We start from the raw sequence: 15,408 nt of genomic DNA on the forward strand, positions 1-15,408 counted from the left end.
CGGTCCGGGGTGAATTGAGTCGAACAGTTATTGCAGTGACCACGTTGGCCTCGCAGCATGGTCGAATAGAAGATCTTCGCGTTTTTGTGGATCGGCTGAATACATGGATGCAGTTTCACCAATCGATCTCTCGGCACCACCCTCTCAACATTCGCGAATGCGACGGTGGGGGATCGCAATCGCCTACGCCATCGCCGCGGTCTGTGCCCTGGCAATCGACCTCCCGGTCACGGCGTACTTCAAGAAAGGGGTTCCGAGGTTCCTGGGCGAGTTCTTTGAGAACTGCGAAGTCTTTGGCAATGGGTACGGCGTCGCCATGATCCTGATCGCAGTCGTCGTTCTGGATCGTACCGCGTGGAAAGTGACTCCACTCCTCATTGCGGGGTCTCTGGGTTCGGGCCTGATCAGCAACATTCTCAAGCTGACGTTGGGCCGAACGCGCCCCCGTCAATTCGATTTCTCGATGACATCCGTGTGGGACACCTTCCAGCGTATGGACGGGTCACAAAGCATGCCTTCATCACATACGGCCACTGCCGTCGGACTCGCCGTCGTGCTCTCGGCACTGTATCCACGCGGCCGCTGGTACTTTGCCATCCTGGCGGCCCTGGTCGGCATGCAGCGAATCGTCACCCTGTCTCATTACCCAAGCGATGTTTTTGGTGGTGCCGCCGTGGGCAGCCTGATCGGGATGTGGGCCGTCGCACGGATGTACTTCGATGAAAAGAAAGCCCGGGGCGAATCGCCGGTCGTGCCAACCCCGACGCCGCCCACAACAGAACCGACTGCCTGAGGTTCAGGGCCATGGTCCTGACGCCGGTTTCATCCCTTCAAGCCTGGTGAACCCCGATCAGTGACCATCGGTGTCGAAGCCCAGATAGTCGGTCAGGCTATGAACCTGAGAGAGCTGACTGCGGGCACGGAGGATCCGATCGGCCGCCCGGTGTCGTGACGTCACATTGAACTGAGGGATGAGGCCGCCAAGGAAGATCAACGCGGTCAGAGTGACGACCGCGAACCGCTCGCGACGACCGATCCCTAACGACACTAGTGACTGGTGACGCGTTCCTGTGAACAGCCGGAAATAGGCATGAACAACCGCGATCCCGTTGAGTGTCGCGGCCACAACAACGGCGACACCGATATACGGGAAGTCCTCGACGGCACCATCGACCAGCATCTCTGTCCCCACGAACCCAAAGGTCCCCGGGAAACCGACACTGGCCAAACCAGTGACCATGAAGAGCACGGCCAGGGCGGGAGTATGATCATAGAGCCCTTGAAACTCATTCAGCGAAAGTCGACCTCGCCGCGCCTCCAGCGCCCGCAACGTCAATCCGAACCCTCCCAGCGAGATGCTCAGCGCCATCCAGACGCACAACGCACCCGTCAGGCTGATTGGCGTCACGGCCTCTAACCCCACCAGCACCAGGGCGGAATGGCTGAGAAAGAGATAACAGAAGAATCGCCGGGTATCCGTCTGAACCAGGGCAATGCCCGACGCGTAGACCGCAGTTAAAAGCGACAAGACGCCAATGGTCCGCAAGACCCAGTCAGGAGCGATGGGCAGAACCAGACGAATCGTGGCGTACGCACCGACCAGCGGCATCGCCACCAGCAGAGCCGTCCCGAAAGTCGCTCGCTCGAAGAGGTCACTCATCCAGCAATGAAAGGGGGCGATCCCACTCCGAATGAACACGGCAATCAACAGCGGCACGATCGCCCACAGGGAATGGACCTGCTTCTCACGACCTTCGTACTCGACAGCGGCCTGACCAACGACCAGCAGAATAATGAACAGGGCCATGTGCAGCACATAGACTCGCGTACTTTGGCCCCGGGAGCGCAATTCGAGATACGGCTGAATCGTGCCAACTGCAAGCAGACCGGTAATCAGCCAGGGGTCCTCACAAGCGAATGTCGCGAGGACTATGGCTTCCGATGCCAGTGTCCAGGCAAAGCTGAATCGACGAATCTTGGTACGGAGTGTGGTCAGCGAAACCAGAAAATAGAGCAACGCAACGAGCGACAGCAGTGGAGAACTGAGCGGGTCAATCACGAAGATTTCCCGACCCACGAGTTTAGTTAATGGATTCCAGTAGTCCTGAGCGTCACTAGGCCTGGCGTTGTAGGGGTTGACGAACTCATAGTCGATCCAGGCCCCCGTGGTGGTGATCAGTACAAGTGTCGTGAAGAACAAGGAGTACCGACTGGCAACAAACTGATCGCGAACCAGCGCGACCCAGAAAGCACCGAACAGAGCGATGAAGACGGATGCTTCCATCCAGGGAAAGTGAAGTTCGCTCATTGCAGCTCCTCCAGTAAGGCAGAAGCCTCTTCAGGAGTGGTTTCAGGATGGGGCTTTCCGGAAAGGAAGCACGTCCAGCGGCGTTCAAGTTGATCGCATTTGCGGAGTGCCGACAAAAATGGCCGGACGACATAGTCCTGCAGGTAAGCGTCCATGTACCCACGTTCCAGAGCAACCCGGTAATACCAGACGCGCGACTTTTCGGGAGCCCGTCTCAGCCATGCCACTGAAAACTGAGGCAGTCGTCCCCCGATGGCGTCTTCCATTGACCTATAGTCATGTAATAGCGTCGGTGCCCTCAGAAATTGCAGCGTTCTCAGACAACCATGCCCGAGAATATGAACCAGAGCGACATACTGAAAGCCACACCCGATCTCGGCAAAAATCAGGCCGACTTGTGACATCGAAGCAAACGAAAGAGCGCTCTTGATGTCGGTCTGCACCGTTCCCGCGAACGTGCCAAAGATCGCCGTTGCCAGCCCGACGACGATGATCAATATCTGGAGAGCGGGGGACCGGGCGATGATCGGGCTGAAACGGAGCAGCAGGAATGCCCCCAGATGAACGGAAAGCGCCCCGTAGAAGATGGCACTGGACGGAGTTGGACCCTCCATCGCTCGGGGAAGCCAACCGGAAAAAGGGACCATCGCCGACTTGCCCATCGCTGCCACCAGCAGCAGCACCCCCACAAAGAAGGCCTGCCGGGGTTCGAGAAACGTCGTTGCTTCCGGCCATTGTCCCGAAAGGAAGTGATCGAAGTTGCCTTCCCCTTTCATGTGGTGCAAAGCCACCGCAGCCAGCAGCAAAGCGGCATCCGAAACACGATAGACGATCCAGACATGCAGACCGTTGGTCGACGGAGCAGGCCGCTCATGAAAAAAAGCGACGAGCAATGCCGATGACAGACCGACAAGTTCCCATCCCGTGAAAAGGGTCTCAATCGTTCCTGCCAATGACGTGGTAACCATGCCCACGACGAAAAGTGACAGCAGGGTGAAGAACCGGTTGAAGCCCTTCTCGCGATGCATGTACCGATTGGCAAACGCGCCGATGGTACCGCACAGCACGAACGTCAGTATCACAAACGGCACAGACAGGCGATCGAACTCAAATTTGAAGACGAAGTGGTACTTCTTATGGAGGTCGTGATTCTCAACGTTCACCCAACTGCCGATCTCGATCGGCACCTGAGTGTCACTCCAGACGAGCATCAGGACCAGAATGGACACCGCAGCCAGCAAGCCGGTGACGATTCCCGTCTGCACACAGCGTGCGATAACCCGTTCACTCAAGGGTCGATCACGCAGCAGCGACGCCACAGCCAGCACGGCGAACAGGATCGCGGGGGCACCCACAACCAGTAAGCCCAGAATGTTAAACACAAGCTGCCGCACAGCGCTGGCTGCTGGATCAATTTCCGCTTGCGACTCAACGACGGACGCAGCAAGCAGTCCCATCGTGTGAAAAGCCATCAACATGTTATCAGTCTATTCTTGCAGACACCGAACTCATCCCCACCACCACACTGACTCGTCCGAGGCTCATGTGCAAATCTGGGCAAATCCCAGATGTTCCCGCCATCCTCGGTACCAGTCAGCCGATGTCATCGCCTGGGGAAGATCGGTATTGGTGGGCTGGTATCGGTGGAACTCGTCCTCACGAAAGACAAGGATCTGATTCGAATCGGGGTCGAGCAGTGCCAGTTGTACCCAGCCATTCTGAATGATATTCCGAACGGTTTCGCTGCGTTCCATGATGCGTCGGATTCCGTCCGGGGTCGTCTCGATAATCATCAGCAGACGGACCGGCTCATGGATCTCAACCCCCTGCCACGGGAGTCCCGGCCGCAAGTCACTCAGAGCACCATCCATGACGCCGAGCAGCGAAGTCACATTATGAGGCAGCTTCGTGCCACTGCCCCAGCCGGCGGGGTCGATGTACGAGAAGAAGTACTGGAGGTTGATCCCCGAACAGACAGGAACCACGGCGCCGAGAATTCGAGCCAGGATCGAGCAGTCGGCATCATCCTCGTGCGGTTCATACGACTGCAGGAAGCAGCGTCGATCCAGATACAAACCACGTACACGTGCACGTCGTCCGACAAAGCAGATTGCGTTCGATGCGTTCCCGAATTCCGGGCGAGTCTGTGCCAGGTCCTGAGACCGCCCCTCCACATGTCGCCGTGCGGCAGCGAAGGTCAAATCCAGCGGAGCCGACTGGAACCGGCGACACCGTTCGTGTGCGTTACGTTCGCAGGCCAGCTCAAGAGCCTGCTCCGCTTCCGCCAGATCAGCACGATGAGAATCGGGGAGCTGGTGGACATCAAAGAAGGTGACAGAATCGGTGCAGGTATTATGCAGGCCCCCCAGAAAGTGAACGTCTTGCGGAATGGGCAATCCCCGCTCTCGCAGGATCGTCCGCACTCGTTTGTCATTCAACATCGCCGCCAGGGAGCGCGCATTCGGCGACCCGGCACCGCCGCAACAGGCCCCACAGTCATAGCACGACTTATGAGGGTTGTTGAGGCAAAACGAGCCATGCCCCATGAACAGCACAAGTCGGGCAAATCCCGATGTCAGTCCGATATCCCGCAAAAGGCGTTCACCGATGTTGGCCATTTCCTCAACGGTGAAGCCGATTCCTTCGGGAGTGGGCCCCGGTTTGGCTCCCTTCCGCTCCAGATGCAGCCGTGTCATCCGGGGCGGTTCGACAAACTTCCCTGCGTGGCGTCGTATACGAGCAGTCAAGCGAGGAAACAGCACTCGTGCCACCAGAGGGATCGAGGCCAGCACACCCAGACTTGCCGTCAGCAAAGCTCCCCCAGTCACACTGCGACTGCGAACGTGGACATTGTGCGATGCAGCGCCAATCGCGCGGCGGGTTTTCGCCCGTCGCTGATGCTGGTCCTCGAGGGCTGCATCGACCTCTTCCGTAATCCAGTGCTGGGGCCGAATCACAATCGGACACAGAGCGGTGAAATGGGCGTCGGTGACTCCCTTGTAGTACATGGGAACACCGAAGAAACCCGCCGCCCCAAAAGTTTCGACCCGGGGCATCACTTCTTCGAGATGACGGCGAAACGATTCTTCGCGAGCGTCCAGACAGAAGACCGCTTGAAACTTCGGCGCTTCGGCCCGGGAACAGGTGCGCTGCGTGTGCACCGACATCGCATCCAGCGTCTGAGCGCGCATGTGCCGTTCAAACGCCTGATGGAAGATCCGACGTCGTTCCATGCTGGTGAATGTCTCGATCTCGTGGATCAGATCGGACCAGTCTGCAGGTGTCAGCCGGAACAGCTTCGCGGGAGACCAGCCCAGGACCTGAGCAAGCTGAAACACCAGGAATGCCCGCTGCTCGATACTGGAGTGCGACAACTTCGACAACTTCGCTCCCGCTGATTCGCGGAGCTGACTGAGCGGCCCCGAATATTGAAGGTACTCCCGGGCGGCAAAGCGCAGGGCAATCCTCTCGAGAATCAGGCGGACAGCTAGAAACTCGATCAAGCTTCCTGGCGGGGCAGAGATCGCCTGCCGGTCTGGCCGGGCTTCCAACTGCCAGATCAACCCGGTCCAGCCCCGCAATGCCAGCAGACTGGCCGTGATGAAATCTTCCCACTCCTCATGCTTTACGCCAAGGATTTCGAGAGACTCAATCACACTTTGCAGTGGGCCCTGCCCAGAAGCTTTGATCTGAGACAATTCGGGAGCAAGTTCGGCCATCCACCGATCGGGGGGACCGGACGATTGGGAATACAGGTCCAGAAACGAATGGAAAAATCCCTGCTCGCGATAAGGCAATGACCAGTTGGCGAACCCCTGATCAGTGAAGGCCGCACAGAATCGAATTAACAGGGGGTGAACCAGACTATCCGTGTCAAAACTCGTCGCTTCCCGCAGAACATCCCGGTGTCGAACAAATGGAACGCGCGACTCGACATAAGGAGGAACATTGTGCATCCCGTTTCGACAGACGCGCCACAATGCCTGCAGTGCGAATGCCTGCCACGTTGCCGGGGTCCATCGTTCGATCGAAGATTTCCCGAAACGTTCGATCAACTCATCCAGAGGAAGAGGAACGTATCCGGACGCAGCGCGAGAGACTTTCGCAGTTCGCCCTGCACTGATCCGCAGATCCCGCATGACCCAGTGCTTGGTCTCGATCAGAAATCGGTCGCGAACAGATGGGGGAGCATCGGAACGAATCTGTGTCAGTGCATCGGTTTCCGCGACGAACCACTTCAATTCTTCGGTCGGACCAGTTCGCAGCGGATACTGCAGCATCGCCAGCCGCAGTTGGTGCCGCGTGGTGATCGTCGCGATGGCGATGTCCGACTGTTCCTTGAGATCGCGTTTCAGTGCAAGAGCCAGGTCGTCGAGATGGATGCGGTCCTGGGTCAGCTTTTCACGATAAGTGTCTTCAGACAGGTAAGGTTGACAGCCGAAAAGTCGGGCCCCCTTTTGAACACCTTCGTCGAAAGGAAGATCTTCCAGAGCCTGCAGCGTATTGAAGAAGACGAACGCGGTAATCGGCCCCTGCGCAGGAAGTAACGAAGCCGCCCTTTGAATGACGCTTTTCAGCTCGGTGGCCTTGGCTGAAGCATTGTCGGAATCAATCGGAGAGGCGGTCTGCTCTAAAGTGTGTGGCACGTGAACCTGATCATTCGGTTAACGGACAAAAATGTCTACAATTCGAAGTTCAAATATAACCATCACCGGGAATCGGTGAAGGCGAGGCTGACTTACAACCCCGTCAGGTGACTGCGATGGAGTACTCTAAATCTCCAGATTCTGCTGAGATCTGGGCATCTTACGCCGCAGCGGGTGATATAATTGCCGACGAATCTCACTCTAAACCGTTTTCGACATGCTGAACAGGTTCTGTCAACCCCCTGCTGGTTTGGGATGAGTTTTCGCGGAGAAGGGGAGAGTTCCTCTGATGCCGCGGTGGTCCTTTGTCTTAGTCAAGGATTGAATCATGCGAGTCTTGGTGATCGAGGATGATTTGGCGATCGGTCGGGCACTGGCAAAGGGATTCACCGAAGCTGGGTTCCAGTGCGACTGGATGCAGGATGGCGAAACCGGTTTCGCCGCTGCCCGCTCTCAGCAGGCGGACGCCATTGTTCTGGATCAGATGCTGCCGAGAATGAACGGGCTGGATCTGCTGCGGGAGATTCGCGCCGCCGGAGTGATGACGCCTGTCGTTCTCTTGACGGCAATGGGTTCCGTCCAGGACCGGATCACCGGTCTCAATACGGGCGCCGACGACTACATTCCCAAGCCATTCGATTTCGCGGAACTGCTCGCTCGACTCAACGCCGTCGTGCGACGGACCAGCGTCCGTCCCACTCCGCTGCTGGTGGTCAACGACCTCACACTCGACCTCACCACTCGCCGCGTTTCCCGCGCTGGCGGTGATATCGACCTGACCCCCATCGAATTCAGCCTGCTCGAACTGCTGATGCGGTACGCAGGGCAGGTCGTTACGCGAAAGATGCTGTGCGAACACGTCTGGGGCTTCAATTGGGACGGAACCACGAACGTGATTGAAGTGCACGTCAATCGGCTGCGCGGGAAACTCGATCAGGGCCGGTCCGACTCCTTGATCAAGACAATCCGTGGACGTGGCTACAGCGTGGCTGCGGAAGAAGCGGCAACGGTCACCCCGTAGCCCGGCAACTGGCTTGGCCAGGCGGCGCCTACTGAGCGAGGGTCGTTCATTACCTTAACACGTGTGGGCTGGAAGCGACGTTTGTGAAAATAGCAAATCGAGATGCTTATGACCTGATCGCCTTATGGCATCGATTCCGCGACTTTTCGCGATCGCTTCGTTTCCGCCTGACCATGTGGAACACGTTTGTCGTGTTCGTCACGGTGTTCATCGCACTATTCGCCGTCCGTGAAGGGCTGCGATATTACCTGCTTCTGGAAACGGATGCCGTTCTCGATGATGAAGTCAAAGAGATCCTGCTGACCGTCGAGAAGTTTTATCCCGAGCGGGAACAAGTTCTCGCCATGCTGAACGGGAAGGACGAAGCCCACCTCGACAGAAAGTGGCATATCCGGTGGATCGACGAAGACGGGGTGACGACGATCTGGAAAAGTAAACTCGCCCCCGATATGCCCCTGTCGAAGTTTCTCGGAGCGAAGAAAGGTTACTCGATCTGGGGCTCGGACGTGCACCGGTCGATCGAACGGGAACTGGACCGACCGAACATTCCCCGCTATCGAATTCGTGTTGGCACTACGATGAAGTTTGTCAGCGACGACGTTGATCGTTTGACGGGAATCCTCGCGCCCGTCGGACTGGCAATCCTGGTGATCGCCCCCCTGGGAGGATTCTTTCTGGCAGAACAGGCGATCGAGCCACTTCAGCGTCTGATTCAGACGACCGAACGCCTTCGCCCCAGTCATCTGGACGAGCGACTTGAACTGCGTGGGGTGGGGGATGAACTGGACCAACTCGCAGGAAAGATCAATAAATTCCTCGACCAGATCGCCGACCACCTCAAGAAAAACCGCGAGTTCGTCGCGAACGCCGCGCACGATCTCCGTTCCCCTTTGGCCGCCATCCAAAGTCTCGTCGAAGTGACACTTGAGAAGCCGCGAACGGATGAGGAATACGTTGAACTGCTCTACCAGACCACAGACGAAGTGCGCCACCTCGCCCAGGTCGTAAATCAACTTCTGATGCTGGCCGAAACGGAGGCACCTGAAGCAGAAACGCCTCGGCAAGCGGTTCGGCTGTCAGAGATTATCACCCGGATCATCGAAATGTTCGATCCCGTTGCTGAAGAAGCGGGAGTGAAAATCGTCTTTGATCCCCGTAATGATGTGCAGGTGCTCGGGCAATCACGGCAATTGAGACAGGTCGTCACGAACCTGGTCGATAACGCCATCAAGTTCTCCAAATCCGGCGGAACAGTGACCGTCGGACTCGAATGGGAACGCGAACAGGGCCTCGGCAAGATCACGGTCAAGGATACCGGAATTGGAATTCCACCCGACGCGGTCGGTCGGGTCTTCGACCGATTCTTCCAGGTGGAAAAGTCGCGCCAGCGTTTTGGAACGAATCGCGGGAACGGATTGGGCCTGAGTATTTGCGCTTCGATTGTTGCGTCATACGGAGGGACGATCACTGTCGAAAGCGAGCTCGACCGGGGAACGACGTTCACGATCCGCCTCCCGCTGGCGGAGTCCGCTTAGGCCAGACAAACCCAATCGACACGACCAATCCCGTGCACTGGCCAGGGAATGGTCAAACCCGGCCATCCCGATGTCCAAATAGCGGGTATTCACTCCCACCGAGAGAATCTGCGGCTGCTCTATACGAACGTGGCCGGAATCCGTCACATTGTGCTGAAGTCCGAGTCGGCGGGTAGCCTCTCGCCTGAGGCCGCCACGGACGAAGTTGCCAGCCACAACTCACTCCCCCTTTTTGCAAAGCTGACCAGCATCACGCTGCAAACAGAAAAGTCCCCGTCGAAGATGATGTCCACGCCCCTGAATCAAACGTCAACCCCCGCAACGGAAGCCTCATGCAGCTTCTCCATCGGAGACCGCATTGTGCCGTCTCGTTATTTTCTGGCTCCCCTGGCGGGATACACGCATCTTGCCTTTCGCCGAGCGATACGCGAGTTGGGAGGATTGGGACTGGCGACCACGGATCTGGTCCACGCAACACAACTTTGCGGAGGTCACCGTCACTCGCTGGAACTGGTCGAAACTCACGATGACGATCAACCGCTGAGCGTCCAGATTTTCGGAGGGAACGTCGACCAGTTGGCAGCCGCAGCACGATGGCTTGAGGACCATGGCTACTCGGGAATCGACATCAACATGGGCTGCCCGATGGCAAAAGTGAACGGGCAGGGGGGGGGAGCACGCCTGCTCTGCGACGCCGATCTGGCCTGTCGACTGGTGGGAAAGGTCGTGAACGCCGTCAAGCTGCCGGTCACGGTCAAGATGCGGCTGGGTTGGGACAGGGACACGATCTCATCGCCCTACCTCGCTCGCCGGTTTGAGGCGGAAGGGGTTCAGGGCATTACGATCCATGGACGGACGCGGCAGCAAGGGTTTCAGGGAAGTGTTGACCTCGACGGAATTGCTGCCACCGTGGCCGCCGTTGACCGGATTCCCATCATCGGCAATGGCGATGTCCGCAGTGTCGAAGATGCGGTCCACATGCGATGCGTTACAGGCTGCTCCGCAGTCGCCATCGGACGGGGGGCCATGCTTGACCCCTGGATCTTCCGGAAGCTGGAGGATCACGAGCAGGGCAGAGTTCCGCGGGAACCGTCGCGTGACGAACAGATCCGGTTCCTCGTTCGCCACTTCAGTCTGATGACCGAGCAACATGCCGACCGGAGCTGCTTTCTGTTCCGGAAGTTTGCCGCCTGGTACGGAGAACGTCTGGGTATCCCGGATGATCTTGAGAACCGACTTCGCAAGTTTGCGTCAGTTACCGAGTTTGACGAGATCGTCGCAGAAGTTCGCATTCGCCATGGAGAACGTCAGTCAAAAATGCCGACTGCTCTAATAAAAGTCCCAAATGGACCAGTCGAACGCTGGTAGTGCCGATAGCGAAGTTTAGAAGTAGCCACAGGAGTTGAAGGCAAGCTCTTTCCGGCTGATTCTGCCGGTCGATGAGGGGCAAACAAAGACAGATTGACCTATTTTCCCGGCGTCTGTACAACTCTCCCCCTTTGACCAGGATGGTCGAAAAAGCTCTGCAAGGATGCCCTTCGATGAGCGCCGCTGAACAATCCGTTGTCCCTTTCTCGCACCTGGAACAGTTGCGAGAAGCTCGCGCTATTCTCACGGTCGAAGGCGAAGCACTGCTCGAGCTGTCCCGCCGGCTGGATCGTGGATTCTGCACGGCCGTCGATCTGATCTCGGGTTGTCCGGGCTGCGTGATCGTCTCGGGAGTCGGCAAGGCCGGATTGATTGGCCAGAAGATCGCCGCCACACTCTCTTCGACGGGCACACGCGCCTATTTCCTGCACCCCACCGAAGCACTGCATGGTGATCTGGGTTGCGTGGGCTGTGACGATGTCTGGCTGCTGTTCTCCAACAGTGGCGAGACCGAGGAACTGACACGACTTTTGCCGATTATTCGTGGCCAGAAACAAGCCATCATCGCGGTGACCGCCAGCGACGCCAGCACGTTGGGAACACAAGCTGACGCCACGATTTGCCTGGGGCGACTGATCGAAGCAGGGGCCCACGGTCTGGCCCCCACGACAAGTACGACTGCCATGCTCGCAGTCGGTGATGCGCTGGCGCTGGTCGTCAGTCAAAAGAAGAAATTCACGCCGAAGCAGTTCGCCGCGTTTCACCCGGGTGGCAGCCTGGGCCGGCGGCTGGCATCCGTCAAAGACGTCATGAGATCCGTCGATCAGGTCCGTGTCGCCGAAGACACAGCCACGATCCGCGAAGTCTTTGTGCACCATTCGCGTCCAGGCCGTAGAACCGGGGCAGTCATTCTGGTCGACGAATCGGGTCGTCTTTCCGGATTGTTTACGGACAGCGATCTCGCGCGACTGCTTGAACAGCGACGTGACACCCAGTTTGACCGACCGATCTCCGAAGTCATGACGGTCCGCCCATTGACGGTTGGACCGGATGCGATTCTCGAAGAAGCACTCCAACTGCTGAGTGCCAGACATGTCAGCGAACTTCCCGTGGTCGATGAGCAGGGAATTCCGCTGGGAATGATCGACATCACCGATGTGATTGGTCTTGGAAAAGATTCCAGTACCGACGGCACAAGCAAATGACAGAATCCATTCAGAAGGCGCGTTTCCCCTCGCTTTCCAACCGATCAACTGAACGCCTCGACCTGTTTCATCCAGAACTCTTTTAGAACTGTCATCCCGAACCGTGTTTCAACGCCTGCTTTTCACCGTCGCAACAGCTCTCTGCCTGACCGGGCTGAGCATGCTGTACGCTGTGATGATCAGGCCAGTGGTCGTCATTCCCGACATCCCGGAAGCGGTGGTGGAAGATGAAATCCAGAGCGAACCACACCGACCTCCAGATAACGTGCTGGTCGCGGAGACATTTATTCCTCATGCGGAATGGGCCGCCGAGTCCAAGTACATGCTCCGATCGGATCAGGCCTATTTCTACACCGAACACTGGAAACAGGTCCCGGATAACCAGAAGCAGGTCCGGTTTGAGAAGTTCGCCATCGTCTATCTGACAACCGATAAGGAAGGGAACGAACAAGCGTTTTCGATCGTCAGTGATGAAGCACTCGTCGAGTTTTCTGCCGCGTTTGACGAGCGAACGCCCAACCCGGGCCGCATCATTCGCGCGGTTCTGATCGGAGATGTCCAGATTGCCGGACCGGACGGGTTATCGGTGATCGGTCAAAACTTCATTTTCGACGAATCCGAACTGAAGCTTCAAACCTTCTACCCTGTCACCTTCCGCTATCAGTCTCATCGGGGTTCCGCATCTCGTATGACGATGGGCTTGATCCCCGGCAAAGGTCTGCCCGGTAAGGACCGCCCCCACATCTACGGTGTTGAAACCGTGCAGTTGCTGGCCAACAAAAGTCTCCCCAGCCAGTCTCTTGTTCAACTGGAACTGCAGGTCCCCCAGGGGGACACGCAACGAGACGTCCTGGTCCAATGTGCCGGTGACCTCATCTATTCGGTCGCAACAAATACGATCGTCCTGACCGAGGATGTCATCGCGTCGACGGGCCCCAAGGACCTGAATGACCGGTTGGGGTGCCACAAACTGACGCTGCAGTTCACGCCGAAGAAACCTGCAGCCGACGAGGTCGTGGCGGAAGTGAAGGAGCCGACGGGAGAAGAATCTCTCCCCAAAGACGAGTATCAGCAGATTGAACGTGATCTCGAATTCAGTTGGCTCGAGGCCGAAGGGAAGCCCGGCAAACAACTGATGATCATCTCGATGTCGCAGAAGGCGAAAGCCTACATGGACCGCCTGACTTATAGTGCGGAATCCAAGGTGCTGCTGATGAGTTCCGGCACCTCAGGTCGCGCCGTCCGAGTGACCCAGAAGGGGTCCGAGTTGAAAGTCCCTGAGATCGAAGCACAACTCGACCAGGTTCCGGGAGAACCTGTCGGTCTGGCGTCACTGATCTGCCGTGGTCCCGGAGCATTGAACTACGTCGACGAAAAAACAGGCAAGCTGGCCTTCGTCGCAACGTGGGAAAAGCAACTGAGCAAGACCACCGATCCCGACACCAGGCTCGACCTGATCCAATTGGAAGAAACGGCCCACTTCGGTATTCCCGACCACAAGTCGGGGCTGATCGAGACGGGGTTAATCGCCGAACTGATCAAGATTTGGCTGGCCCCTATCAAGCTCACCGCTCCTGGTGTCGAAGATGGCCCTGCCGAAGAGACGCCCCCACCCGAACTGAAACGAGTTCTCGCACAGCGGGATGTCGGCTTGAAAAGCCCTCAACTTCGCATTCGTCGAACGAATGAACTGGACGTCCGTTTCGAACCCGCAGTGGCCGCAATCCCGGTCTCGTCCGCACCGAAGAATCGGACCAGTCTTGTCCCCTCATCCCTGACGACGCGGGGACGAGGACAAATCGGGTTCGCCAGCATCCCTGCAACCGCCGACGCGACCGCATTCCCGAATTCTGAAGCCAGTGAAAAATCGAGCCCGACAACCAGAAACCCATTGGCCTCCCAGGGGAGTGGTAAACCGATCTTCGTCTCGGCCGACCAGATTGCGGTTCGCGTGCGTCAGGTCGAAGGGACTCAGACGCCCGAACTTGTCGCTGTTCGCTCCGAAGGGAATGTGAATATCACGCAGGAAGGGGCTCCGGGGGAAAGACCGCTGGAACTCGAAGGGGACGTCGTCAAACTGGACAATCAGGGTGTCCAACGCGAAGTCATCGAGATCACCGGTAAACCCGCGCAGATTCGCGATCATCGCTTCCGTCTGGAAGGGAAAGACATCTACCTCAACCGCGGCGATAACGAAGCCAAGGTCAAAGGATCGGGATGGATGAAGATTGCGATCCCCGATCAGGCACAAGTTCCGGGGGTGGAAAAAACGGGTAACCGGGACTTGAACGTCCGGTGGGATGAAGCGATGCGATTCGACGGTCTCGAAGCCCGTTTCGTCGGCCGGGTCGAAGCGAAACTGGGACAGGCCTCGATGCTGTGCGAACAGATGAACGTCCAGCTTCAGGAACGACTCTCATTTCAATCGGACAACATGACGCAGGAACCGGCGATTCGGCTGGTTCGCTGCCGTGAGAACGTCCGTTTTGAAAATTCGACCCACGTCGAACGAAAACTGGTCGACAAGTATCGTGGCCGGGTCGGTGAGTTCACCTGGTATCACGAAACGGGTGATATTGAAGCTCAGGGACCAGGTCAGGTCCAGGTCTGGCGCCGGCAACAAAAGGGGAGCCATGCAATCTCACCCCGTGAGACAAGTCAGGCGAATCGCCCGATCCCGGTGGAAATTTCAGAATGGGATTACACCCGCGTTCAATTCGAGGGAAAACTGGAAGGACGTGTCGATGGGCACTTGAGTGGGAACTCAGACCGCCAACGTGTCACCATCGATGACCGGGTTGAAGTGATTTACGGCCCGGTCAATTCGCCGAACGATATTGTCGATCCAGACAACCTTCCCTCTCGCGCGGGAACACTCCGCTGCAGCTCGCTTGAGTTCCTGAATCACCCCAAGTCGAAATCCAACCCTGTCGAGTACCGTGAGATGATCTGCCGGGGGAATTCCGAAGTCGAAGGTCAGGTCGACGGCCGTCGCTTCACGGCGTCCGCCGACGAGATCATCTACGACGGTTCAACGTCACTCTACATTCTCAACGCACAGGGCAAGCAGACCGCCCGACTCACCCGGGTCGGTGAAGCGACCCTCGGAGGGGGGCGCATCCACTTCAATCCGGTGACCCGCGGCTGGAAAGTCATTGGGGCCAGCGACGGTCAGGGATCCGGGTTTCAGTAACAAACCGTCACCCGCGACAGGGTTCGTACTCGCGAGCCTCAACATTCCCCTCACACAGCGAGCGTCTCCTGCGGAAGGCTTGTGGAACGTCGAACCACGGGATTTCCCTCAGGAAAGCACCTGGAAATCTCC

At 57.6% G+C, this 15,408-nt stretch carries 9 protein-coding genes; 6 read left to right on the plus strand and 3 right to left on the minus strand.

The genetic code is table 11. The features are described from left to right. Positions 1-103: 103 nt before the first annotated feature. A complete protein-coding gene (locus tag ACGY09_RS11895) occupies positions 104-793 on the plus strand; it encodes a phosphatase PAP2 family protein (protein ID WP_373650033.1) in 690 nt (229 codons plus the stop codon). 57 nt (positions 794-850) lie between these two features. Here the strand turns inward: ACGY09_RS11895 and ACGY09_RS11900 are convergent, their stop codons facing one another. The 3 genes from ACGY09_RS11900 to ACGY09_RS11910 form a co-directional block, all read right to left on the minus strand. Then, complete coding sequence (locus ACGY09_RS11900; RefSeq protein WP_373650032.1) at positions 851-2,308, minus strand: proton-conducting transporter membrane subunit; 1,458 nt, start codon at positions 2,306-2,308, stop codon at positions 851-853. Then, positions 2,305-3,786, minus strand: coding sequence for a proton-conducting transporter membrane subunit (locus ACGY09_RS11905; RefSeq protein ID WP_373650031.1), 1,482 nt, complete (start codon positions 3,784-3,786; stop codon positions 2,305-2,307). Before ACGY09_RS11905 ends, ACGY09_RS11900 begins: the two co-directional genes overlap by 4 nt. 63 nt (positions 3,787-3,849) lie before the next feature. Further along, positions 3,850-6,954: a DUF2309 domain-containing protein gene (locus tag ACGY09_RS11910; RefSeq protein ID WP_397571681.1), complete on the minus strand. Its 3,105-nt coding sequence runs from the start codon at positions 6,952-6,954 to the stop codon at positions 3,850-3,852. A gap of 328 nt (positions 6,955-7,282) precedes the next feature. On the opposite strand from ACGY09_RS11910, the gene ACGY09_RS11915 reads away from it, so the two are divergent. The 5 genes from ACGY09_RS11915 (at position 7,283) to ACGY09_RS11935 (ending at position 15,276) form a co-directional block, all read left to right on the plus strand. After that, on the plus strand, positions 7,283-7,975 hold the full coding sequence (locus ACGY09_RS11915) for a response regulator transcription factor (RefSeq protein ID WP_373650029.1): 693 nt from the start codon (positions 7,283-7,285) through the stop codon (positions 7,973-7,975). 83 nt (positions 7,976-8,058) lie between these two features. Further along, the gene (locus ACGY09_RS11920; RefSeq protein WP_397571682.1) at positions 8,059-9,510 is read left to right on the plus strand and encodes a sensor histidine kinase; all 1,452 of its coding nucleotides are present in this window, start codon (positions 8,059-8,061) and stop codon (positions 9,508-9,510) included. 48 nt (positions 9,511-9,558) lie between these two features. After that, positions 9,559-10,878, plus strand: a complete 1,320-nt coding sequence (locus tag ACGY09_RS11925; protein WP_397571683.1) for a tRNA dihydrouridine synthase — start codon at positions 9,559-9,561, stop codon at positions 10,876-10,878. A 173-nt stretch (positions 10,879-11,051) separates the two neighbouring features. Further along, positions 11,052-12,083: an SIS domain-containing protein gene (locus ACGY09_RS11930; protein WP_373650026.1), complete on the plus strand. Its 1,032-nt coding sequence runs from the start codon at positions 11,052-11,054 to the stop codon at positions 12,081-12,083. Between the two features lie 160 nt (positions 12,084-12,243). Then, complete coding sequence (locus ACGY09_RS11935) at positions 12,244-15,276, plus strand: hypothetical protein (protein ID WP_397571684.1); 3,033 nt, start codon at positions 12,244-12,246, stop codon at positions 15,274-15,276. The last annotated feature ends 132 nt before the right edge of the window (positions 15,277-15,408 follow it).

Source organism: Schlesneria sphaerica (assembly GCF_044336245.1).
Lineage (GTDB): Bacteria > Planctomycetota > Planctomycetia > Planctomycetales > Planctomycetaceae > Schlesneria > Schlesneria sphaerica.